Here is a 25,309-nt window from a genome sequence, read left to right as displayed (position 1 = left end):
TTATTAAAATTAGCAATTTATAGCTAAGTGCTTTATAAAATGAAAAGAGATTGTAGAACAAGGTTTTTGAAGTTTGATTTAACTCTTAATTGTTACTTAATCTCTTGCTTTTTGTTAAAAGTTGAATCTAAATCAAATTAGGCTTTCATGCTACTGTGTTTAAATGTTGTTATTTATGATGAAGATTTGCTTTATCATGCTGGTAAGATTATTTATTGCCGATTGTGCGCTAAAGCGAAGGTTTGACCAAGAGTTCTTGCAACATTTTTTTATCCGAACAAGAACGTCTAGCGATATATATTTATACCAACCAATTGAACACGCTAAACAAATGATTGTTTTCGAAGAAAAGTTAGTAAAAACTATCTTAACAACTATGTAAAGCATCATAAACGCAGAACCATTAGCAAATATTGATTATAATGAATTGTTAACTTTGCCACATTAATAGAAATTGATACATTCCAACAAGATAGTCTATGCTTATTAGCGTTTTATATTGGTAAAACGAGATTGAGCGACCAGTCTATCTATCATCATTAAAATTCATCAACTAAAGCGCCTATGAATAAGATCGTTTAGTAATAAACGGTCTTTTATTGTACGTATTGCTATTGTTACTCTCGCCAAAATCGATTTTATGTGACTAACAATTTATTGTTATATCATTTTACGGTAGAATAACCACATTTTTATGCCTTGAATTAGGATTGATGCCTTTATTATGAAAAATACGACTTATAATCCACAAGAAATCGAACAACCTATTTATCAACATTGGGAAGAAAGTGGTTACTTTAAACCTAATGGTGACAAATCTCAGCCTAGTTATTGCATTGCTATTCCACCACCAAATGTAACTGGTAGTTTGCATATGGGACATGCTTTCCAACAAACCATTATGGATGCGCTAATTCGTTATCATCGTATGCAAGGCAATAACACACTTTGGCAATCAGGTAGTGACCATGCCGGTATTGCAACCCAAATGGTGGTAGAACGTAAAATTGCTGCTGAAGAAAACAAAACTCGCCATGATTATGGTCGTGAGGCGTTTATCGAAAAAATTTGGCAATGGAAAGCAGAATCAGGTGGTAGCATCACTAAACAGATGCGACGTTTAGGTGATTCGGTTGATTGGGATCGCGAACGTTTTACTATGGATGAAGGTCTTTCAAATGCGGTTAAAGAAGTTTTTGTAAGACTCTACCAAGAAGATTTAATTTATCGTGGTAAACGCTTAGTTAACTGGGATCCAAAATTACGTACCGCAATTTCTGATCTTGAAGTTGAAAATCGTGAAGTAAAAGGTTCAATGTGGCATTTACGCTATCCATTAGCAGATGGTGTTAAAACTGCAGAAGGCAAAGATTATCTAGTTGTCGCAACAACTCGCCCTGAAACACTATTTGGTGATACAGGTGTTGCCGTTAATCCAGAAGATCCTCGTTATAAAGATCTAATCGGTAAATTTGTCATATTACCATTTGTTAATCGTCGGATTCCGATTGTTGGTGATGAACATGCGGATATGACAAAAGGTACTGGCTGCGTAAAAATTACCCCTGCGCATGACTTTAATGACTATGAAGTAGGGCGTCGTCATCAATTACCAATGATCAACATCTTAACTTTTGATGGCGATATTCGTGCTCAAGCTGAAGTGTTTGATACTAATGGTGAGCCAAGTACTGCATACCCAACCGATATTCCGGCACAATTCCAAAATTTAGAACGCTTTGCGGCGCGTAAATTAGTTGTTGCGCAGTGTGAAGCTCAAGGTATTTTAGAAAAAATTGAACCGCATGACTTAACTATCCCGTATGGCGATCGTGGTGGTGTAGTAATCGAACCTATGTTAACCGATCAATGGTATGTAAGAGCAAAAGTATTAGCGGAACCAGCCATTGCCGCGGTAAAAAATGGTGATATCCAATTTGTACCTAAACAGTATGAAAATATGTATTTTTCATGGATGAATGATATTCAAGATTGGTGTATTTCGCGACAATTATGGTGGGGCCACCGAATTCCAGCTTGGTATGATAATCAAGGCAACGTCTATGTTGGTCGTGATGAGGCTGAAGTTCGCCGTGAAAATAATCTGGCAGCAGATATCGAATTGTCTCAAGATGACGATGTCCTTGATACATGGTTCTCATCAGCACTATGGACATTTTCAACTTTAGGTTGGCCAGAAAACACTGATGATTTAGCTACTTTCCATCCAACAAATGTGCTAGTGACAGGTTTTGATATTATCTTCTTCTGGGTTGCTCGAATGATTATGATGACCATGCATTTCATTAAAGATGAACATGGTAAACCACAAGTACCATTTAAAACGGTATATGTGACCGGGCTAATTCGCGATGAAGAAGGGCAAAAAATGTCGAAATCTAAAGGTAATGTTATCGATCCTTTAGATATGATTGATGGTATTTCACTTGCCGATTTATTAGAAAAACGTACTGGTAATATGATGCAGCCACAATTAGCGGAAAAGATTGCCAAACGTACAGAAAAACAGTTCCCAAATGGTATTGAAGCGCATGGTACTGATGCCTTACGTTTTACCTTAGCCGCGCTTGCATCTACTGGTCGTGATATCAATTGGGATTTAAAACGCTTAGAAGGTTATCGTAACTTCTGTAATAAACTATGGAATGCCAGCCGTTATGTATTGATGAATACCCAAGATCACGATTGTGGTTTTAAAGGTGGGGAGTTAGATTATTCATTAGCGGATAAATGGATCTTAGCGGAATTTAACCAAACTGTGAAAACCTATCGAGAAGCATTCGATACTTACCGTTTTGATTTAGCTGCTAATATCTTATATGAATTCACTTGGAATCAGTTCTGTGACTGGTATTTAGAGTTAACTAAATCAGTATTGACAAATGGTGAACAGAATCAGCAACGTGCTGCTCGTCACACTTTAGTCACGGTACTTGAAGCCTTATTACGTTTGGCGCATCCAATCATTCCATTTATTACTGAAGCTATTTGGCAAAGTGTCAAACCATTAATGGCAATCAAAGCGGATACCATTATGTTACAACCAATGCCAGCATTTGATAGCCAATTAGTTGATGATAAAGCGGTTGCCGATATCAATTGGATTAAAGACGCTGTCATTGCGGTTCGTAATATCCGTGCTGAAATGAATATCGCACCAAGCAAACCATTACAGCTATTGATTAGAAAAGCATCACCAGCGGTTCATCGCGTAATTAGTGACAATGTCACCTTTATCGAATCATTAGCAAGATTATCAGAAATAGTCTTGTTAGATGAGGGGGAAGCAGGGCCATTATCAGTCACTAAATTGGTTGATGGCGCTGAACTCCTTATCCCAATGGCTGGGCTTATTAATAAAGAAGATGAGCTAGCTAGACTAGAAAAAGAGATCGCTCGTATTGATGGCGAAATTGCGCGTATTGATAATAAATTATCTAATGCTAGCTTTGTCGATAAAGCTCCCGCAGCAGTCGTTGCCAAAGAGAAAGAAAAACAACAAGGCTATATTGCTGATAAAGCCAAATTGCAAGAGCAGTATGCAGCCATAAAAAGTCTTTAACAACTTGAATAAAAACCCTCTCATATGAGAGGGTTTTTTATCTAATTAAACCGTTAACTAATCTTGAAGTAATCAAAATGGCAATGACCAATGGCATTATCTGCTTCAGTTGCGGCAAAAATTCCTACTTTAGCCCCCACCCATTTACCTTTTCCAGCTGCGAAGCTAGGTTTAATTAACATCCAGTCTTTCTTATGATCTTTATAGTAAAATTGACAGATACCATTCAAACCAACTTCGACTTTAAGTTGGCAATGCTGTGAAGATAATTGACCGACAATTTGTTGATATTCGTCAACTTGACCTGAATCTTTCATCCAGCCATATCGATAATACAAATTATACTGGCCATTATCATAACCGATCATAATCGCAGCATAACGTTCACCATAAACGATTAAACCGCCCAAATCACCTGATTGCTTAGCGTTCAATGTAAGTTGAGTTTGCGCCGTGAATTGCCATGCTGAAAATTTTTGCAGCAATAAGTTAGCTGCAAAATAGAGTGTACGCTGTTTATTATGCATAGGTAATGGATAACAACTTAAGGTTAATCCTTGATCACTTGCTATTAGCCAATCAGGATTAGGATTTGCCTGCCATTGCCACTGTAAACCAAATTTACCATGCTGGAAATCGTCACTGGTTTGGATTTTATACTCTTCTGAGTGATGGAATACAGTTGGTTTTTTATATGATAATACCGGTTGTCCAGTGGAATCATTATTGATACTCTCACCAATGCGAGGCCAATCATCATCCCCCCAATACATAGGCTGTAAATGAACAATACGACCATATAAATGGGCATCTTGAAAGTGTACAAACCAGCACTCATTGTTGTCCAATTCGATCCATCCTCCTTGATGCGGGCCGTTAATTGTCGTATTACCTTGAAATAGCACATTGCGTGCAGTCCAAGGACCCGTTAAATCATGGCTACGTAACACCGATTGCCAACCGTTTTCAACACCGCCAGCTGGTGCAAAAATGTAATACCAACCATTGCGCTTATAAAGTTTTGGTCCTTCAAGTGTCGGTAAATCGGCAGTGCCATCATAAATAATTTGACCTTCGCCGATTAATTTTGAGCCATCGTTGGCCATTTCAAACAGCTGCAACTTATGTTTTACACCACAACGACTTTGCGCAAAAGCATGTACTAACCATGCTCGACCATCATCATCCCAAAATGGACAAGGATCAATCCAACCGAGTGCTGGTTGTAAGCAGTGCGGTTTGCTCCATTTACCCCAAGGATCAGAGGTATTAGACATAAAAATACCTTCGTCAGGAGTACTAAAAAACACCCAAAGTTTTTCATCATGATAGCGAATCGATGGCGCCCAAACCCCTTTACCGGGTTGGACTGCATCATAACCGGGTAAGTCAAGTGCATCAAAAACATGATTGATAATTTGCCAATTTACCAAGTCTTTAGAGTGGAGGATCGGTAATGCTGGCATATGGTTAAAGCTAGATGAAACCATAAAGAAATCATCATTTACTTTGACAATATCCGGATCGGAATAATCACCGCAGATTATAGGATTGTGATAATAATCTAAACTCATATAATTTACCTTTAATTGTAACTATTACTTATCGACATACTATCTTAGTCATGACTATCTTTATTTTGTTGTCTAGCAAGTAAATCACTTTGAATTTTTTCCATCATTTTGTCATCTAATTTATAAAAACGCATTAACCACCAAAGTAACAAATAGGAAAATGCTGGTCCAATAGTTAAAAGACCAATAATGCCCATTGTGGCTAACGGTGTTTGTTCATTTACACCTGCTTGATAACCTAATAAACCTAAACAGATTCCGACTAAAGCACCAGCGATTGCCATGCCGAGTTTTAAGGCAAATAAATTACCTGAAAAAGATAGGCCAGTTGCTCGGCGTCCAAATTTCCATTCACCATAATCAGCCGCATTGGCCATCATATTCCATTTGAATGGTTGATACATGGAATGGAAAAAACCAATTAAAAAATAGAGTGGGAAAATAACCGCTAACCACACAGGTGGAACAAAAAACATTACTACGCCAATAACAAATAACGTTAAATTAATATTTTTAAATAGTTGAATAGCAGTAAAACGTTTAGCAAAATAACCAGCAGCCATCGCGCCTAATATAGTACCAACCACCGATGTTGACACAAAGGCTGATTTCATCGCTGTACCTGCTGCTGAGCTAACGCCACCCATCATCAAGTAAGTTGCATAGTAAAGTGTTGCTGAACTACGCATAACGCCAGCCATACTTGAAAAGAAGGTAATAAGAGCAACAATACACCACTGATCATTGCCTAATAAGCATTTTAAATCTTTTTTAACACTGACATTTTTATCTTCAATTGGTACTACTCTTTCTTTAGTGGTTGCAAAACAGAACACTAACATACCAATTGCAATAACGCCCATAACCGCCATGGTTAACTGAAATCCGAGTTGCTTATTTTCTTTTCCTAACCAATCGACTAAGAATAATGTACCTATTGATACCATTAGTCCTGATGCTGATGCAATAGTAAATCGATAGGATTGAGCAGATAGGCGATCTTTTTCATCACGAGCAATAACACCACCAAGAGCACAATAAGGAATATTAATAAATGTATAACAAAGCATTAATAATGCATAAGTAACGTATGCGTATAAAAGTTTACCTGAATAACCAAAATCTGGTGTTGTATAAGTCATAACAGCCAATACAGCATAAGGAATGGCAAACCAGATCAACCATGGTCTAAATCGTCCCCATCTTGTTTTAGTACGATCGGCAACCATACCTGTAATCGGATCGATAATAGCATCAAAAATTCGCGTAGCGAGGAACATTATGCCAACCGCAGCAGCAGAAAGGCCATAAATATCAGTATAAAAATAGGTCAAAAACATCGTCACCGAGGAATAGACAATACCACAGGCTGCATCCCCCATCCCAAAGCCGATTTTTTCCATGACTGATAATTTTTTATTATTATCCATCATAAACTCCTTTTAGTTATCAAAATATGATGTAGATAAAACTGTTATTATTTAATTATCAGTTGTCTTAACAACTTATAAGAAAATAACAATAAATAGAGTTTATAAAATTCATTTTCAAAACAGTATTATGATTTTGCCTACCTTAATTACGTTATATGGTTAATGTGATTGATATCACAAATTTATAAGGCTTATTTGACATCATAATGAATGATAAGATGATATTTGATAGGCTTTTATAGGCAAGTTGCCGTGAATTGTTGTGGATTATTTAGTTAATATAACTCTATTGTGGATAGAGATTAAATAACATAATAAAAACTGAAGTGACCTCCAATAGTTGGACAACCAATTACTGGGGCTCACTTCACAGTGGAGAGGTTTTTAGTACCATTAAAACTTATAACCAACCCCAAACATTACCACCCATGGGTCAAGATCATATTTTGCTGTGACTTTAGTATTAGCTAAATGCGTTTTCGCTTTAGTTTCAATATCGATATAACGGACCTGAGCATTAATCAACCAATTTTAATCAAGTGAGTAATCAGCGCCCATTTGTGCAGTTCAACCCCAAGAATTATCCAAATCTAAACCATGAAAACCGGCTTTTTTAGCTTTGCCACTAAGTTTTTCATCAAAAAAGAAGGTGTAATTTACGCCAAGACCAACATAAGGTTGGAACTCGTAACTACTATCAAGAGGATACCAAAGAGGACTTAATGTCGGTGGTAGATGTTTAATCTTACCTAAATGAGCATCAGCCAATCCAGTTGAGTTGCCGCCACTTAGTTTTAGTTGATGACTAAAAGGCGTTGCGCCTAATAATTCAATAGCAAAACTATCGGTAATCATATATTGAAAATTAAGTCCAAGTTGTGTGTCATTATCGGCTTTAGCTTTAAGATCACTCTTTGCACCGCCAACTTTAACATGATCACTTTTATCTTGTGGATGAATATAGACAGGACCACCGCGAATAATAATTTGGTCGGCACTATGTGCCAAAGCGGTTGAGCTAGCTAATCCAAAGGTGATTAGCATAGCAATTGACGATACTCTCATTTAGGACTCCTTATTATACTTATATAAAATGTTAACTGATGGCAACCATAGAGGTTAATTAACAGACCGTTTTAAATATAAAGCGCTAAGGATTGAGGTAACAATAACCTAAAAGTTATCGATAAATATTTTAGCACCATAACATTAGCAATGATATGGTGTGATAAGGATTTACTGATGAAATAATTGCAGGTTTATTGACCTCTTGATTAAGAGTCAAGTGTTCAATTTAACTCAAATCCGCTTTTGATGACGCCAAAGCCACTTACCGCTAATAAGTCGATGATAAAAGAAGAAGCTTCGAATGATCCAATCTAAGAACATACCAAACCAAACCCCAATCACCCCAAAGCCAAAATAGACGCCAAAAATATAGCCAACTACAATCCTACACATCCACATACTACCGATGGCGACCCACATGGTATAACTGGCATCTTTAGCACCTTTAAAGCCATATGGCAAAACAAAAGAGGAAGCCCAGAAAGGGGTAAACAACGCATTAAACCATAACAAATGTTTGGAAATCTCGATGACTTCCTGATCATCGGTATACAGTGAACTTAAGAGCCCGGCAAATGGAATCGATAAAAACGCTAAAAAACAGAGTAACAAACTGGTTAAATGAAAGATAAACTTCAGTTGCCTAGTAGGTTGATAGATTTGCCCCATACCAATACGTTTACCAACAATAATAGTAGAGGTTGCACCGAGTGTACCGCCTGGCAAATTAAGTAATCCAGCAATAGAGAATGCGATAAAATTAGCTGCAATCGTTGACGTTCCCATACCGGCAACAAAAGTTTGCGTTAACAATTTTCCAATGTTAAACATTACCGATTCAACACTAGCCGGAATTCCGATTCCTAAAATATCGATTAAAATCTTGCCATTAAACGCATGGAAGTAACTGCGGAAAGGAATAAATAACGCTCGACTTGGTTTGATGGTTAACACCAATAAAATAAAAAACATCCCACAATAGCGAGACATCGTTAAGCCAATACCCGCCCCAATAAATCCAAGACCATGCCAACCAAAAGCGCCATAAATTAGAACATAGCTAATCGACAGATTCAAAATATTCATAATGATGTTTAAATACATTGGTAACTTAGTATTACCAGCGCCGCGCAAGGCACCACAACCAACTAAGATAAAGGCAAGGGCAGGGTAACCTAAAACGGTTAATCTTAGAAAGGTGAGCGTTAATTCCTTAACTTCAGGATCGGCCTTACCGGCAATAATTTCGACAATCCAATATCCGGAAAACTCAACAAACAAAAACAGTAAAATTGAAATTATAACTAATAACGTAATCGACTGCCTTGCTGCCACCACGGCTTTTTTACGATTGTGTCGCCCCAAACTGAACGCTACTACCACCGACGTTCCCAGCGCAACAGCCATAAAAAATGACATTACAATCATATTAAAGCTTTCCGCCAAACCGACGGCTGCCATCTCGGCCTTACCAATCCAACTCACTAAAAACGTACTGAAAATACCCATCAAAATGACGGATAAATTCTCAATTAAAATTGGCATTGCTAAAGGGTAAATTTCGCGCCAAAACAGCACATTATTAGAACGTCGCTTTTTATAAAGTTGAAGATTCTTCAATCGACTAACAAGTTGAAAATCCAATTTCAGTCCTAAAAATTTATTTAGAAAATTTAGTATATTATAACGCCTTTATTTGCTAAAAATGAAATTAAGTTTTATAAAAAAATCAACATTAATAATTATCATTATCAATAATGGATTATAGTTATTTTAAAGCCAAAATCCATCCAATAAATCGCTAACGTTAGTTATAACATCAGCTAGTTCCAATAATAAAAGTTTATTTTGGTAAATAAGTATGGTGTATTTAATTTAGCGACATTAGCAATGTACTGACAACTGAGTGAGGTTAGCATGGCAAACAGGGATGTTTGGTAAGGCTGTGTTTTGTCAGGAACAAATCACCGCCGATGCGTTAAGAGCGAACGAAGACGGAAGTTAGTTACATCGTAACCACTTGCATAGTCGCTGCGGGTGTTGGTAAAGCGGATTCGTGCAAATCCGCTTTACTCGGTCGTAAACGTTATATAGAAATAGTCACAAAATCGCTAAAAATAACAAACATCCGATACTAAATAAGCCCAAATGTGCGGAGCGGGTTTTTGAACTTAAAATGCTCAATGATTAAAATGTTCTTAATTGATAAAAATACCAAGAAATAGTAAAAATAACTCAAAATAGGGCTAAAAATTGAGGGAGCAAATTTTTAATTTGTTGGTGTTTTTATCGTTAACAAGTTGGTTTTGAATTATAATTTTTCATTGAACTTTACAAAAGTTAACAAATAAACCGTCAAAAAAGTTGCATGGTTTTTTCCAATCACTATACTTTTATAGCATATTTATACGGATGGATAAATTTCATGCCATTAGGATTGAAATCTCAAATAAATCATTTAATTAGATTGACAAGGATATCTGATATGGATTATAATTTTCAACACGCAACACGCAACACGCAACCTGCCCAACCTATAATTTCACCTTTCTAAAGTTTAGCCCACACCGTTTATTATTTCACTGCAGTTTATTATTTCGGCAATTTCAGCAAAATTTTTCAAAATTTCTTAGTTTAGCCTTTTTATCTCGGCAGATGGTTTTCATATCAACTGTGGTTGTTTTACAGTCTATCTCTTTTTCTAATTATGCATTAACCACTAAAACGACCAATATTATTCAAGGTTCAGCACCTTATTTAACCTTTGATGGTGGTCGTACCCGGGTAACAAATACCGAAGCGTTACTTGGGATATCCCTTTCTGATGGTAGAACATTTACTCCCACAACCAATAATTCAAGAGACAATCCTATCGTTTTACCTGTTGCTGGTCAGAGTTTTGCGGATATTGGTATGTTAATACCAACGGATACTAATTCTATTGCATTAAGTTCACTTATTGGCACACCTTATAATTATTGGGGGGATGATGATGGCGATGGTCAGGGGATTAATGGTATCACCGCTACCGGTAGTTTAAATTTATCTATTGTTGATAAACGGGGGCGAACTGTTGCCCGTAATGAAGTGCTTAATATTTGTAAAGGAGCGCCATATAAATTAACGTTATCTAATACTGATGGTACATTAAAAACACGTTATGGTGTACCGAATGAAAGTCATTTTAGCGCAAGTAATGCCACTTATTATATTAATCCTAAGGAGGAAACGCGGATTTGTTATGCAAGACCTGACTTAACTTCTTTTGAGGTTATTTCTACTGCTGTTTGGATACCTAGTTGGGGTTTTCTACCACAGTCATTTACGCCATCGTCTTATGGTTTAAACTTCCCGACTACTGGAGCTAATAAGTTATATTTTGATTTATATATTGGTGGTATTAGTCAGGCCTTATCTTGGGCTTCGGTTTCTCATGGTGGTATTACGGCGACGATGACCAATTCAACAAGTACCAGCGTTCGAGTCACCCTAACAGGTCCTGTTGCTACAGAATCGCAATGGCAATCAGATAATCCAGGTAGAATCGACAGACTATCTTTACCTCAAGTATTTGAGTTAGTCGGTCGTGATAATCATGGTAATGCTGTCGTCAAATATGGATTTAAGTTAAAGCAGTGGTTTGTTAATCGTGGTAATTATACAAGTAACCTTTCTAGTCTATCATCTTGGTGTAATAAGATTGGAGGATACCGTGTCCCAAATGTCAGCGATTTAACTAATGCGTCTTGTCGGGGAAATAATACAGAAGACTCTTGTAACGGTCTAGTAGAGGCAACGCCTTCGTCACCTGATAGTTTTTACAGTCGTTACATTGGTGCAGGATTTTTCACGGAATGGGGGTATATGGTCTCGTCCCCGTACAATTACCCTGATGCTAACTTCAACTACGTTCGCTATTGGGCGAATGATAAGACAAATAGTAACCAATATTCTTTTATCGTTGACTCGGGAGGGGGGTTTATGCTTGCCTACCCTACCAGGGAAGTTGAGAACGAAAAACTCTCCGGAGTCTGTACCTATCCTTAACTATTATTTCTTAGTTCTTCGTCCTTGAACTAAAAAGCTAGGTATAAGAAAAATAATGTTAGGACGTTAAAAAGCGATTTTGTGGTGCGACATTCGCAATGTGCTGACAACTGAGTGAGGTTAGCATGGCAAACAGGGATGTTTGGTAAGGCTGTGTTTTGTCAGGAACAAATCACCGCCGGTGCGTTAAAAGTGAACGAAGGCGGCAGGCAGTCACATCGAGACCACTTGCGTGGTCGTCGCGGGAGATGGTAAAGAGGGTTCTCGCCAACCCTCTTTACTCGGACGTAATCGCCGTATAGAAATAACCGCAAAACAGCAAATGTCCCAAACTCAAAGAACCAAAAAATTTTGAGGAACGGGGTTTTTTATCACCGTAAATTTAGCAAAAAATTAAATGTTAATCCGGAAAAACAAAATTGTAACTTAAACTTGAACGCTTAAGCAGATAGCTATATTATACGCGCCTTAAAATTCATCAATCAGCCTGATACTTGAAAGAGTCCCAATGTTAATCAATGCCAAAGATATTCTCGAAAAATTAAATCCACATAATAAAGTGAATTATGATTCGATTTTGCAAGAGGTAATTGCTGATTGGCAGTTGGCGTCGGCTCGGCCAAAATTGTTAATTCATAGTTGCTGTGCCCCGTGTAGTACTTATGTGTTGGAGTATTTGGCGCAGTATGCCGATATTACGATTTATTTTGCTAATTCCAATATTCACCCCCGTGTAGAATATGAATATCGCAGTAAGGTTCAGCAGAAGTTTATTGCCGACTTTAATCAAAAGACCAATAACCATGTACAGTTTTTAGAAGCTCCTTACCAACCGGCTGAGTTTATTAAGCAGGTGGAGCATTTGCGTGATGCGCCAGAAGGTGGAGAGCGTTGTCATCTTTGTTATAAGATGCGCTTAGATTTGGCTGCAATTAAGGCGCAGGAGTTGGGTTTTGACTATTTTGCCAGTGCATTAACACTGAGTCCTAAAAAGAATAGTCAAAAAATTAACCAACTTGGTTTTGAGATACAGGAGATTTTTTCCGTTAATTATTTACCTTCTGATTTTAAGAAGAATAACGGTTATAAGCGTTCTATCGAGCTTTGTAAGGAGTACGATGTTTATCGTCAATGCTATTGCGGTTGTATTTTTGCGGCAAAAACCCAAGGTGTCGATTTGAAGAATGTGATCGCTATTGCTAAGCATGGTTTGGCGCAGGATTAGTGCCAATAAGAGTTATTTTCTTTAGTTTCTGTTAGTTAAAAAACATCCAAAAATGTCATTTCCCAAACAAATTGATTAAAAATTTGAAAGATTTCGCTATAATAATTTCATCAAACAATAATAATTATTTCTATATTTTTGTGATCCTTTTATAGGTTAAGTCTAATTTGCAAAATGTGAGTTTGTTATGCCAAAAATGTATAGACTTGGATTGGATGTTGGTTCTACGACAGCTAAGTGTGTCGTGCTTGACGAACAGGATAATTTTATTTATACCAATTATGTTCGTCATAACACCCATATTGTACCTACCGTTTTATCCCTTTTAGATGAAATTAAACAGCAAACTGGTGATGATGTTACGTTATCCGTGAAAGTAACTGGTTCTGCTGGGATGGGTATTTCGGAAAAAGCCGATATCGCCTTTATTCAAGAGGTGGTCGCCGCATCGGAAGTGGTGCAGCGCAAATATCCAGAGGTTAGAACGTTAATCGATATTGGCGGTGAAGATAGTAAGATGATCTTCTTTTTTCCTGATCGTCCACCAGATATTCGTATGAATGGTAGTTGTGCCGGTGGCACAGGTGCCTTTATAGATCAGATGGCAACCTTGCTTAATACCCCTGTGCAGGAGTTTGATCTGCTGGCAACTAAACATGATAAACTCTATCCAATCGCTTCACGCTGTGGCGTGTTTGCCAAAACCGATGTGCAAAATTTAATTAGCCGTAATGTCTCCAAAGAAAATATTGCTTATTCTGTATTACATGCGGTTTGTATTCAATTGGTTAATACGCTAGCGCGTGGTTATGATATTGTTCCCAAAGTAATGTTGATTGGCGGACCGTTTTCGTTTATTCCAACGTTAGGCAGAGCGGCTTTAGAAACACTAAAGTTAAATGAAGATCAGATAGTTACCACCGAGCATCCTACTTTATTGTCAGCTTGGGGGGCGGCAATTCATGCTATTGAGCGTAGTGAGCTCAAGCTAAATGATTTTATCGATAGGTTAAATGCGTCAACTAAAATTCAAGTTAATCAATCTTTTCGCTTAAAACCATTATTTAATCAGTCGTTATCTTTTGCTGATTGGCAACAAAAACGCAAATATATTGAAATTCCTCGCTTAGCTTTAAGTGCTTATCAAAAGCAAAATGCTTATTTAGGTATCGACAGTGGTTCAACTACCACTAAAATTACCTTGACTAGTGAAGATGATGAACTGCTTTTTACTTATTATGCACCAAATAACGGTCACTCAATTACCGCACTTATTAAAGGTTTAACCGTACTTAAGGATGAGATTGCGGCATCTGGTAAAGACATTGTGATTGCTCGCAGTGGAGTTACCGGTTATGGTGAGGAGTTGTTGAAAGCTGCTTTTGCTATCGATGATGGTTTAGTTGAGACGATGGCTCACTTTGCTGCGGCTAAACATATCGATCCTAAGGTGAGTTTTATCATGGATATTGGCGGTCAAGATATGAAGGCTATTTTTATCGCTAATGGCGTGGTAAATCATATTGAGTTAAATGAAGCTTGTTCATCGGGTTGTGGTTCGTTTATTGAGACTTTTGCTAAATCCCTTAATTCCAATACCATCGATTTTGCTGATGCAGCGTGTAAATCTAACAATCCTTGTGATTTGGGCACACGCTGTACAGTGTTTATGAACTCTAAAGTGAAACAGGCTCTGCGTGAAAATGCCACTATGGGCGATATTTCAGCGGGTCTAGCTTTTTCGGTGATTAAAAATGCTATTCATAAGGTACTTAAATTACATGATATGCGTAAATTGGGCGATCATATTGTGGTGCAAGGCGGAACTTTTAAGAATCCGGCGGTATTTCGAGCTTTAGAGCAGTTGACTGGTGCACAGATTGCCAGTTCTAATATTCCTGAGTTGATGGGTGCTTATGGTGCGGCATTAGTGGCGAAAAATCACTATCAGCAAGATCAAACTCCATCACAATTTATTGGTTTAGATAATCTACAAAAAGCCGAAGATAATAAGGCCAAGCCTTCACGCTGTAAGGGATGTGAAAATAAATGCGATATTATGATTTATCGTTTTGCTAATGGTCAGCGTTATTATTCTGGTAATAAATGCGAACGCTTTTTAAGTAATAATCAATATCAAGATAAAAATGCATTTAATATGTTTGACTATAAAAATGCGTTGTTATTTGATCGAACCAATATCCATAATGCTGAATCTAAGCTTAATATCGGTATTCCTCGTGTTTTAGGTCAATATGAAAATTTTCCGTTCTGGCATACCTTGTTAACCAATAGTGGAATTAATGTGACACTTTCGCCATATTCTACCCACGATATCTACGAGAAAGGGGCAGGTACGGTGATGTCGGATAGTATCTGTTTTCCTGCCAAACTGGTACATGGGCATATTATGGAACTGATCGAACAGAAGGTTGATCGTATTTTTATGCCGATGGTGGTGTTTGAGGCTGACCATTTTGATAATGCCGTTAATAGTTATAACTGCCCAATTGTGAGTAGTTATGCTGAGGTGGTAAATAGTGCTATCAATCCGCAGACCAAATACAATGTACCGTTGGATTATCCGGTAATCAATTTTAGTGATCAGAAATTATTGAAAAAGGGCTGTATTAATTATTTAACTTCGCTTGGTATTACTGAAAAGATAGCTAATCAAGCATTTTCTGATGCATTAGCTGCTCAAGCTGAATATAAACACTCGCTGTACAACAAGGCAGTTGAGGTGTTGAATAATGCTAAAGAGACGGGGCGATATGTGTTCATTTTGGCTGGTCGTCCTTACCATAGCGATAGTTTAATCAATCATAAAACCCCAGAGATTTTAAATGCCTTAGGTTGTGATGTGATAACCGAGGATTCAGTATTAGGAGTGATTAATCAATTATCCCCTGAGTTGCAAATCTGTTCGCAATGGAGTTATCCAAACCGTTTATATGCTGCTGCGAGTTTTGTTGCTGAGCAACCCAAAAATATTCAGTTCGTACAACTTAATTCATTTGGTTGCGGTCCTGATGCGATTGTGACCGATGAGTGTAAGGCGATTTTAGAGTCAAAAGATAAGACCTGTACAATAATTCGAGTCGATGAGATCACCGCAACGGGTTCGGTGCGTTTGCGTTTACGTTCGATTATTGAGTCAATCCGTATGAATCACCAACTACCATTAAATGTGGTTGAGCGTAAAAAGACGGCTATTTTTGCTAAACAAGATAAACAGCGACGGACTATTTTAGCACCTTATATCTCCGATTTTTATTCACCATTATTACCGCCAATTTTTGCTTTGTCAGGCTATAAGCTTGAGACTTTGCCAAAACCAGATAAAAGTTCGGTCGAATGGGGATTAAAGTATTGTAACAATGAGATTTGCTATCCAGCGACCATTATTGTAGGTGACATAATTAAGGCGCTTAATTCAGGTAAATATCAACGTGATGAGGTGGCTATCGGCATTACTCAAACGGGTGGACAGTGTCGAGCGAGTAGTTATCTTTCTTTGATTAAGAAAGCCATGATTAGTAATGGTTTCGAAGATATACCTATCGTGTCGCTCAGTACCGGTAATATTAATGAAATTGAGCAACCAGGTTTTAAAATTAATTGGCTAAAAACTTTACCAACTACGTTTTTTGCGATGTTATTTGCTGATTCGATTTCGAAGATGTTCTACTCGATTGCGCCTAGAGCCAAATTTAAACAACAAGCTAACCAATTGAAAGAGCTTTATATTAGAAAGTTACAACATCTTATCAATCAACACAAAGGCAAAAAGGCGATCTTTGCGTTGTTAAAAGAAGCGGTCGATCATTTTAATCAAATCGAGACGTTAAATAAGGATTGCCCGCAAATTGGGATTGTTGGTGAAATTTACGTTAAATATAACAGTTTTGGTAATCAACATAGTGTTGACTGGCTTGTTGAACAGGGGATTGAGCCAATAATTCCACCAATGATTGAGTTTTTTGCTCAGTGTTTTGTTAACTATGATAGTAATGTTGATAATTATATTGTTAACAAAAGTTTTGTGACTTACTTTGTACATTTTTTTGAGAAGGTGGCACAAAAGTATATTGAGCAAACTAATCAGATTTTGTCTGGTTTTAAAAATTATCAACCATTCCACAATATTCGTGATATGGCGAAAAAAGCACAAGAAATCCTGAATTTGGCGAATCAATATGGTGAAGGTTGGTTAATACCTGCAGGTATTATGACCTTTGCTGAGCATGGCATTAATAATGTCATTAGCTTGCAGCCATTTGGTTGTATTGCTAATCATGTTGTGTCTAAAGGAGTGGAGAAGCGCATGCGCGATCTTAATCCAAAACTGAATCTGCTCTATTTGGATTTTGATGATGGTGCTGGTGAGGTTAATGTTCTCAACCGTTTGCATTTTATGGTAAGTTCATTAAAGTATGCCCAGTTACAACGTATTGTTTAATTGCATATAACATATAAAAGGAAGGACCGTGTTTTCAATCTATCAATTAAAATCGCGCTTTCAAGCACTGCTTCGTCCTTATGTAACATCGTTATATGCATCACATATTACCGCGAATCAGGTCACACTAACCGCTTGTGCAGGTTCGATATTAATTGCTTTGTTAGTTGGCTATTTTGCTGATCATCAATGGTTGTTTGGCTTAATACCGATCTGGATGTTTATTCGGATGGCACTCAATGCTATTGATGGCATGCTAGCCCGAGAATATAACCAAAAATCGAATCTTGGTGCGTATTTAAATGAGATCTGTGATGTGGTTTCAGATTCTGCATTACTATTAATTTTTACTCAATTAAATCAGATCCATGTTAATCTAGTGATTATAGTCATTTTGTTATCATTCTTAACTGAGTATGCAGGTGTACTCGGCATGATGATTGGTAGTTCACGGCGTTATGATGGCCCCATGGGTAAAAGCGATCGGGCTTTTGTTTTTAGCCTAATAAGTTTAGGTATCGCTACCTCTTTGTTGCCACTTGATTGGCTTAATACACTACTGTGGCTTATTACCTTTTTGCTATTAATTACGGTAGTTAATAGAGTTAAAAAAGGATTACAAGAATCAAAAAATAAAAAGGAATAAAAGGAAATAAAAGGAATAAGCTATGCGAGAAGAACAACAAAAAATGTTTATTAGCCATGATGGTTGTCAATTATTTTATCGTTATTGGCCTGCCGTCACTAGCCAATCATCTTCAAAAGCAATTGTGCTTTTTCATCGAGGTCATGAGCATTCTGGACGAGTGGCGCATTTAGCCGATGAACTTGAGTTGCCGGATTTTCATATTTTTGCATGGGATGCGAGAGGAAATGGTCAATCGGAGGGTGAACGCGGTGATGCCCCTAATTTTGCTACGCTAATTAAAGATGCTAATTGCTTTATTGAACATATCATTGAAGAATATTCATTAAATATGCAAGATATTGCCATTATTGCTCAAAGTGTTGGCGCGGTAATTGCCAGCGCTTGGGTACATGATTATGTGCCAAATGTTCGTGCATTAGTGTTAGGTTCGCCAGCATTTAGCGTTAAATTATATGTTCCATTAGCAATACCTGGACTTAATTTATTGTATAACTTGAAAGGCAATTTCTTTGTAAATAGTTATGTTAAACCGAATTTGTTAACCCATGATGCTAATCGCGCTGATTCTTTTAATAAAGATCCTTTAATTACGCGACCAATTTCCGTCAGATTACTACTTGACCTCTATGCGGTAGCGGATCGTATTGTTAAAGATGCCAATGCTATTACTGTACCCACTCAGTTATTAGTTTCTGGCTCTGATTTTGTTGTGCGCCGCAAACCACAAAAAGCCTTTTATGATAATTTAGGAACAATTCAAAAAGAGTTCCATATTTTACCAAAATTTTATCATGATACCTTTGGTGAGAAAGATCGAAATATGGCTATTGCTAAAGCTCGACGGTTTATTCAAGGCTGTTTTGCGAATCAACCGAATATTCCGCCGTTAACTAATGCCGACCGGGTTGGTTATACTCGAATGGAAACCGATAGATTAGCTTTACCTCCATCAGGTTGGATCAAACCATGGTATTGGAAATTCGTTAGATCAACCTTAAAATATGCTAGTAAAATGTCGGATGGTATTAAGCTGGGTTTTGAAACTGGTTTCGATTCTGGCAGTACGCTTGATTATGTCTATCGAAATGAACCGTCTGGAACCTCTAAACTTGGGCGTTTTTTTGATTATCTCTATTTACAATCAATTGGTTGGCGAGGAATTCGACAACGCAAGAATCATCTAGAGCAACTATTAAAACAGACCATTGAACAGTTACAGCAATCTGAGCAAGTTAACATTGTTGATATTGCTGCAGGACATGGTCGCTATATTTTAGAAACCATTAATCAAATAGCCCATAAACCCAATTCGGTTTTATTACGAGATTATAGTGATATTAATATCCGTGATGGGCAAGCGCTGATTGCGCAACAAGGGTTGAGTGATATTGTCCGTTTTGAAAAAGGCGATGCTTTTAGTCGTGAAGAGCTTTCACAATTATCACCTAAACCTAATTTAGCGGTAGTATCAGGATTATATGAATTATTTGGTGATAATCAATTGTTGCGCCAGTCTTTATTAGGATTGGCCGATGTGATTCCACATGGTGGGTATCTAATTTATACTAATCAACCTTGGCATCCGCAATTAGAATTTATTGCCAGAGCGTTAACTTCACATCGGCAAGGACAACCGTGGATTATGCGACGACGAACGCAACTTGAGATGGATCAGTTAGTTGAGGAAGCGGGATTTAGCAAAGTTACTATGTTGGTCGATCAGTGGGGCATTTTTACGGTTTCTGTCGCTCAACGAAATTCGCATTGATTATGCCAAAACTATTCAACCGTCTAAATGTTTATAAATGTGTGTGGTTAGCCGGTTTGTCTTTGTTCTTTTTTGCCAGTTATAATTTTGCTAACTGGCTAACTTCGCAACGTCAGGATGTACCGAGTCTATTTTTTAGTTGGGAACATTCTATTCCACTTTGGCCATGGACGATTGTGCCTTATTGGTCTATCGATCTGATGTATGGTCTTGCTATTTTATTGACATCTTCCTGGCAATCTCTAAAAACTCTTGGTTTGCGACTATTAACCGCGCAAATGGTTTGTATTATTTGCTTCTTACTTTTTCCGCTTAAATTCTATTTTGACCGTCCCGTTTTGAATGGATTTTTAGGTTTACTGTTTGATATTTTAATGGGATTTGATAAGCCTTTCAATCAAGCTCCTTCATTACACATCACATTATTAGTTATTTTATGGCAATTTTATGCTCAATATTTTCGGCGATTAGGGCGTTATATATTACATTTTTGGTGTTTTTTAATTGCACTTTCAGTTTTAACTACATGGCAGCATCATTTTTTTGATATTCCGACTGGATTATGGGTAGGCTGTTTGTGCATTTGGTTATGGCCTGATAATAGGCTGACACCATCAATATATCGGCCATTGAATTATCATTGGACAATCGTCTATCTGGTCTTATCTCTGTTATCCCTTACTATGGCTATCTATCTCTCTGGATGGGCGCTTTGGTTATTATGGTTGGCTGGCGCTTTGGTATTGGTTGCCGTTAATTATCTATTTTTTGGTGCCTCAGGTTTTCAAAAACAGCAAAATGGTCGTTTTAAGTTAGCCGTAAATCTGCTTTATTTACCGTATTTTATTATTATGTGGCTAAATTCGCGAATATGGACAATTAGACATCAAGCCGATGATTTGATAGCCGATGACGTCTATTTAGGTCGTATTCCGTCAACTAGCGCATTAAACCAACATCATTTTATATCAGTAGTTGATTTGTGTGCCGAGTTGCCAATTGGTCATTTTAAAGGCACTTATACGCTCATTCCAGTTTTAGATATGACACCACTTTCGCAAAAGGAGTGTCAGCAAGCTGCGCAAATTATTGAACAATATCGGCAACAAGGTAAATTACTCGTTTGTTGTGGTTTGGGATATTCCAGAAGTGCAACCGCTGTTGTTGCTTGGTTGTTATGGACAAAAAAAGTCAACAATTTGCAACAAGCTATCAATAAAGTAAAAAAACATCGGCATTCTATTGTGATTTCTAATCAGCAACAACTAATTTTAGCTAACTGGTTGGCAAACATTAAAGATGGGACAACGACATGTTAAGTAGTAACAATAACCGGTCATCAACAAATACTATGACTAAAATAGATTTAGTGACGTTTTGTAGTTTCTTGTCGCTAAGTAAACAGATTGATATTTTTTCAATGCTATTATCGTTGTTAGTTGTTTTTGTTGCCTTGCTGAGTTCTTGGGCAATACCATTAACCATTATTTGTTTGATGATCTTTATTCTCGGTTTAATAAGTAAGTATTACGCTATAAGAATCGAGTTTGATAGAAAATTGTTTAAACACTTAACTAACCATGTGGATCATTTGTATGATGAACTATTAGCGATGGATAGGGCGTTAGCCAATTTAAAATTAATTAGGCCTAGTCAATTTACCTCAAGAACCATTGCAGATCGCCAAAAAGGGGTTTTATCGTTGTTTAAAAGGCAGATAATCTTATTTTTAGCGCAAAATTGTTTAATCATTTTTGCGGTTATTAATGTTATTATCAATAATTAATCCGTTATTAACTAGTAATACTGCACCTAGGAGAATTAAAATGTCCCAATATCAATATGATACGTGTTTATTGTTTTTGGGCATAGGCCTGTTTTTGTTAGTCGCAACAATAATTGGCCAAATTTTAAAATTTCGTTGTAAATCACCCAATAGTGTTATCGATAATTTAAATACTCGGATAAATGCATGGTGGGTAATGGTTGCCATTATTGGGGTTGCTTTTTGGTTTGGGCAACTGACAGTGATCTTTTTATTTTTTGTTATTTCAGGTGTGGCATTGCGTGAATTTCTCATTTTAACGCCGATCAATCGCTACGATTATTGCGTGCTGATTTTTGCTTTTGGTATTGCTCTACCAACGCAATATATTTTAGTCGCCTATGCGTGGTACGGTTTATTCAGTATTTTTATTCCAGTGTATGCCTTTTTGTTCCTTGCGATATTCGCCACGATTTCAACTCGTAATTTTTTAGAAAGAATAGCCGATGTGCAATGGGGATTGATGATTACGGTTTATTGTATTTCATGTGTACCGGCGTTGTTAGTGTTGGATATCGAAAATTATCAAGGTCGTAATTTGTTGTTAATTGCTTATTTGGTGTTAATCGTTCAATTATCAGATGTGTTGCAATATGTTTTTGGTAAATTGTTTGGTAAACATAAAATCAGTCCGAATATCTCACCATCAAAAACGATTGAAGGTTTCATTGGTGGCCTTTTATCTGCCAGTTTTATTGGAGCGTGCATGTGTTGGATCACCCCTTTTACTTTTCTGCAATCGGGATTAATTTCATTAATGATTACACTTTTGGGCTTTCTGGGGGGATTAGTGATGTCAGCCATTAAACGTGACCGAGGGGTAAAAGATTGGGGAAGGCTTATCGATGGCCATGGTGGTATACTCGATCGCTTCGATTCTATCTGCTTTGCTGCACCAATATTTTTTCATGTAGTGAGATATTTTTGGGTGGACTAGTTTTAGCATTATTAATCGATAGTTATTAAAAAACAGTGCGATATGAATAAATTTTAAAAATTAATGCTAAAAAAGAGCAAAAAAAATGAATTTATGATATAAATACGGGTATTGTATTAACATTAGATATAAGTAAGGACTATAATATGTTAAAAGAGCAAATGGTAGTAAAAAATGCAACTGGTTTACATGCACGCCCGGTAACAACGCTTGTTAAATTAGCTGGCCGTTATAAATCATCAATTGAACTTGTTTATAACGATAAAGCCATTAAATTAAAAAGCATGATGGGATTACTTGGAGCTGGTGTTAAAGGTGGTTCAACTGTTGAAATCATCTGTGATGGTGAAGATGAACAAGCAGCAATGGATGAAATTCGCGAATTATTTGCTACTGGCTTTGGTGAATAATTTTAAGCAATTTTATCTAGCTTATTTTATTGACTTAGAAATGAAAATCCCGTCGACCAAAGGTCGACGGGATTATTTTTAAAAGGGCATTAACTAAATACTTTCAAGTAGACCTAATAGATTAATCTAATCTTTAATAATTGAATTCAATTCTGAATGATCAATTGAAGGCAATAATTTGGTAAAACCTCGAGTTAGATAAAGTAAATAACAAAATCCAATGGCTAACCAAATTAAACCCACCGTCATCGCTGTCGTTTCAAGACTGGTCCATAGCCATAACGAAAGTGATACGCCAATTGCTGGCATTAATCCATATTTTAAAAGCATTGGTACTGTTTTTTTAGTACCACTTAAGTAACTTTTGATTACGCATAGATTAACGAAGGTGAAGGCAACTAATGCACCAAAACTGATCATCGATACGACTAAGCTTAAATCAAGTACCAAAGCGAATAGGGAAAAACAGGAAACAAAAATAATTGATAAATAGGGTGTTCTAAAACGTGGGTGAATTTTATAAAAGATCCTTTTTGGCAACACACCTTCACGCCCCATCGCATAAAAGATTCGTGACACGCTAGTTTGCGCTGTCATAGTTGAGGCAAAGACACCAGTTAAATAGGCTGTTTGGAAGAAGTTATACATAAAATCATTGCCATATTTACCAAGTACATTGGTTAAGTGACTTATGTTATCCACTTTGCGCATTACATCCAAACTTGCAGTATCTTTATTATCAGCAAAATCAGTCCATTGTGGATAGGCTAAATGCGCACAATAGGAGACAACTAAAAATATACAACCAGCAATCAATACGGTACCAATAATTGCTCTTGGTAAGGTTTTTTTAGCGTCGTTTGATTCTTCAGCTAGCGTCGCAATGGCGTCAAAGCCTAAGAATGCTAAACATAATATGGCCGCTCCAGAAAATAAACCACTAAAATCATCGCTTGTTACTGATATTGGTTTTAACATTGTTTCCGGTGTTAAATGGACATTTGTTAAGGTTAAAATAATAAACAGAACAATGAATAATGCTTGAAATAAATTCAAAGTTATATTGGCCCAATTAATTAACTTGATTCCAAGGTAATTTAATACACTTACACCTACAATAGATGCCAATACATATACATAAGCCGGAATACTATCATAAAGTTCATGTAGATAGATGCCTAAAACCAAGTAATTTAATATTGGTAAAAATAGGTAATCAAGAATTTGCGCCCACCCAACTAAGAAACCGGCTTTTCCACCAAATGTTCGTTGTACATAGGTGTAGGCCGAACCAGCAATAGGGAGTTTGTTTGCCATTCGACAATAACTCAATGCTGTGAAAAAGATCATGGCAAGGGTGATAATATAGGCTATAGGTAAGTGTCCATTACTGACAACGGTAACTTCCCCATAAGTGGTAAAGATCCCTAAAGGAACCATATAAGCTAAACCAAATGCAATCAATGCAGGTGTGGTTAAAACTCGTTTCATTTTTATTGCGGACATGACTTACTTTGCTCCTCTGTCCCAAAAAACAATAAAAAACTACTAAGTATAGTTTTGCCTTTTTACCCGCTTAAAGCGGCAGGGAATTCTGCCACATTATCACAATTATGCAAGCTAATTTTTAGTAAAGATTATAAATCCGGATGGTTTGTAAGCTTTTTCGAAAGAAAAAAATCAATTACGATAAGCTGATTAGGGTTATTGCCAGGTTTGATGGATAAATTTCTCAGCAGCTCATTGTTATCCGATTTTTATAAACAGTAATATTTTTTATCTAAAAGTATTGTATAAAGATTACACAGAGAACAGCGATTAATCAAGAGCACATATTATGGAACCAATTCCCATTTTACCTGTTGAATTAACTAATGATGTTATTTCACATAAGTCATTGGTGATTAAATTGATGGCTGAACAGAGTAAAGTATATTTAAGGGATTTAAATAAATTTTCTGATGATGTCATGCAACATGAGCAAGAGATGGAAACTGATGTTTTGCCCAATATTGCATTACCGCATTCTAAAAGTGACGCAGTGAAAACACCATTTATTGTCGTGGCAAAATATAATCAAGGGATAGTCTGGAATAATGGCAATAAAGTGAAGCTAATGGTGTTGATTGGTGCACCACAAAATGCCAATAAAGAGCATTTAATAATTATTGCCAAATTGGCGTCTAACTTGGCTGATGACAATTTTATTGGGGTTCTTTTAAATAGTGATATTCAACAAATTGTAGCAGAAAAAATCCGAGGTTTATATGAGTAAAGAATCCTTAAAAAATAAAAAGATTGTTGCTATATGTGCCTGTTCTGCCGAAA

Annotated in this window: 16 protein-coding genes and 1 pseudogene; 12 read left to right on the top strand and 5 right to left on the bottom strand. The window is 36.8% G+C overall.

The genetic code is table 11. The features are described 5' to 3' along the window. Positions 1–724 precede the first annotated feature (724 nt). On the top strand, positions 725–3,583 hold the full coding sequence (locus DKK79_RS07830) for a valine--tRNA ligase (RefSeq protein WP_110423595.1): 2,859 nt from the start codon (positions 725–727) through the stop codon (positions 3,581–3,583). Between the two features lie 53 nt (positions 3,584–3,636). Here the strand turns inward: DKK79_RS07830 and DKK79_RS07825 are convergent, their stop codons facing one another. The 4 genes and pseudogenes from DKK79_RS07825 to DKK79_RS07810 form a co-directional block, all read right to left on the bottom strand. Then, entirely contained in the window at positions 3,637–5,157 is a 1,521-nt protein-coding gene (locus DKK79_RS07825) for a glycoside hydrolase family 43 protein (protein ID WP_110423594.1), read from the bottom strand. 44 nt (positions 5,158–5,201) lie between these two features. Beyond that, entirely contained in the window at positions 5,202–6,587 is a 1,386-nt protein-coding gene (locus DKK79_RS07820; protein WP_110423593.1) for a glycoside-pentoside-hexuronide (GPH):cation symporter, read from the bottom strand. 396 nt (positions 6,588–6,983) lie between these two features. After that, positions 6,984–7,634: pseudogene (locus DKK79_RS07815) on the bottom strand (OmpW/AlkL family protein). 255 nt (positions 7,635–7,889) lie between these two features. Then, a complete protein-coding gene (locus DKK79_RS07810; protein WP_034882572.1) occupies positions 7,890–9,302 on the bottom strand; it encodes an EmmdR/YeeO family multidrug/toxin efflux MATE transporter in 1,413 nt (470 codons plus the stop codon). A gap of 1,029 nt (positions 9,303–10,331) precedes the next feature. On the opposite strand from DKK79_RS07810, the gene DKK79_RS07805 reads away from it, so the two are divergent. The 10 genes from DKK79_RS07805 (at position 10,332) to DKK79_RS07765 (ending at position 22,981) form a co-directional block, all read left to right on the top strand. Continuing rightward, positions 10,332–11,705: a hypothetical protein gene (locus DKK79_RS07805; protein ID WP_146212004.1), complete on the top strand. Its 1,374-nt coding sequence runs from the start codon at positions 10,332–10,334 to the stop codon at positions 11,703–11,705. 232 nt (positions 11,706–11,937) lie between these two features. After that, a complete protein-coding gene (locus DKK79_RS14700) occupies positions 11,938–12,060 on the top strand; it encodes a hypothetical protein (protein ID WP_258363439.1) in 123 nt (40 codons plus the stop codon). 153 nt (positions 12,061–12,213) lie between these two features. Next, positions 12,214–12,930: an epoxyqueuosine reductase QueH gene (locus DKK79_RS07800; protein WP_110423591.1), complete on the top strand. Its 717-nt coding sequence runs from the start codon at positions 12,214–12,216 to the stop codon at positions 12,928–12,930. Between the two features lie 187 nt (positions 12,931–13,117). Then, entirely contained in the window at positions 13,118–17,392 is a 4,275-nt protein-coding gene (locus DKK79_RS07795; protein WP_110423590.1) for an acyl-CoA dehydratase activase-related protein, read from the top strand. 28 nt (positions 17,393–17,420) lie between these two features. Beyond that, positions 17,421–18,038 carry a CDP-alcohol phosphatidyltransferase family protein gene (locus DKK79_RS07790; RefSeq protein ID WP_110423589.1) on the top strand — a complete coding sequence of 206 codons (618 nt, stop codon included), beginning with the start codon at positions 17,421–17,423 and terminating at the stop codon, positions 18,036–18,038. A gap of 22 nt (positions 18,039–18,060) precedes the next feature. Next, positions 18,061–19,809: a bifunctional alpha/beta hydrolase/class I SAM-dependent methyltransferase gene (locus tag DKK79_RS07785; RefSeq protein WP_110423588.1), complete on the top strand. Its 1,749-nt coding sequence runs from the start codon at positions 18,061–18,063 to the stop codon at positions 19,807–19,809. Between the two features lie 2 nt (positions 19,810–19,811). Further along, on the top strand, positions 19,812–21,128 hold the full coding sequence (locus DKK79_RS07780; protein ID WP_110423587.1) for a phosphatase PAP2/dual specificity phosphatase family protein: 1,317 nt from the start codon (positions 19,812–19,814) through the stop codon (positions 21,126–21,128). Next, the gene (locus DKK79_RS07775; protein ID WP_110423586.1) at positions 21,122–21,595 is read left to right on the top strand and encodes a hypothetical protein; all 474 of its coding nucleotides are present in this window, start codon (positions 21,122–21,124) and stop codon (positions 21,593–21,595) included. Before DKK79_RS07780 ends, DKK79_RS07775 begins: the two co-directional genes overlap by 7 nt. Positions 21,596–21,635: 40 nt before the next feature. Beyond that, entirely contained in the window at positions 21,636–22,571 is a 936-nt protein-coding gene (locus DKK79_RS07770) for a phosphatidate cytidylyltransferase (RefSeq protein ID WP_110424056.1), read from the top strand. Positions 22,572–22,717: 146 nt separating this feature from the next. After that, a complete protein-coding gene (locus DKK79_RS07765) occupies positions 22,718–22,981 on the top strand; it encodes an HPr family phosphocarrier protein (RefSeq protein ID WP_110423585.1) in 264 nt (87 codons plus the stop codon). A gap of 126 nt (positions 22,982–23,107) precedes the next feature. Here the strand turns inward: DKK79_RS07765 and DKK79_RS07760 are convergent, their stop codons facing one another. Beyond that, positions 23,108–24,487, bottom strand: coding sequence for an APC family permease (locus DKK79_RS07760; protein ID WP_110423584.1), 1,380 nt, complete (start codon positions 24,485–24,487; stop codon positions 23,108–23,110). 331 nt (positions 24,488–24,818) lie between these two features. Here DKK79_RS07760 and DKK79_RS07755 point away from each other — a divergent pair, with 331 nt between their 5' ends. Next, a complete protein-coding gene (locus tag DKK79_RS07755) occupies positions 24,819–25,256 on the top strand; it encodes a PTS sugar transporter subunit IIA (protein WP_110423583.1) in 438 nt (145 codons plus the stop codon). Positions 25,257–25,309 lie beyond the last annotated feature (53 nt).

It is taken from the genome of Gilliamella apicola (assembly GCF_003202915.1).
Classification (GTDB): domain Bacteria; phylum Pseudomonadota; class Gammaproteobacteria; order Enterobacterales; family Orbaceae; genus Gilliamella; species Gilliamella apicola_Q.
This window is presented reverse-complemented; position numbering and strand designations above follow the sequence as displayed.

Bases quoted from the DNA above. Each gene is read 5' to 3' on its own strand.
- DKK79_RS07830 (WP_110423595.1), top strand. From the start codon at position 725: ATGAAAAATACGACTTATAATCCACAAGAAATCGAACAACCTATTTAT.
- DKK79_RS07825 (WP_110423594.1), bottom strand. From the start codon at position 5,157: ATGAGTTTAGATTATTATCACAATCCTATAATCTGCGGTGATTATTCC.
- DKK79_RS07820 (WP_110423593.1), bottom strand. From the start codon at position 6,587: ATGGATAATAATAAAAAATTATCAGTCATGGAAAAAATCGGCTTTGGG.
- DKK79_RS07800 (WP_110423591.1), top strand. From the start codon at position 12,214: ATGTTAATCAATGCCAAAGATATTCTCGAAAAATTAAATCCACATAAT.
- DKK79_RS07795 (WP_110423590.1), top strand. From the start codon at position 13,118: ATGCCAAAAATGTATAGACTTGGATTGGATGTTGGTTCTACGACAGCT.
- DKK79_RS07785 (WP_110423588.1), top strand. From the start codon at position 18,061: ATGCGAGAAGAACAACAAAAAATGTTTATTAGCCATGATGGTTGTCAA.
- DKK79_RS07780 (WP_110423587.1), top strand. From the start codon at position 19,812: ATGCCAAAACTATTCAACCGTCTAAATGTTTATAAATGTGTGTGGTTA.
- DKK79_RS07775 (WP_110423586.1), top strand. From the start codon at position 21,122: ATGTTAAGTAGTAACAATAACCGGTCATCAACAAATACTATGACTAAA.
- DKK79_RS07770 (WP_110424056.1), top strand. From the start codon at position 21,636: ATGTCCCAATATCAATATGATACGTGTTTATTGTTTTTGGGCATAGGC.
- DKK79_RS07765 (WP_110423585.1), top strand. From the start codon at position 22,718: ATGTTAAAAGAGCAAATGGTAGTAAAAAATGCAACTGGTTTACATGCA.
- DKK79_RS07760 (WP_110423584.1), bottom strand. From the start codon at position 24,487: ATGTCCGCAATAAAAATGAAACGAGTTTTAACCACACCTGCATTGATT.
- DKK79_RS07755 (WP_110423583.1), top strand. From the start codon at position 24,819: ATGGAACCAATTCCCATTTTACCTGTTGAATTAACTAATGATGTTATT.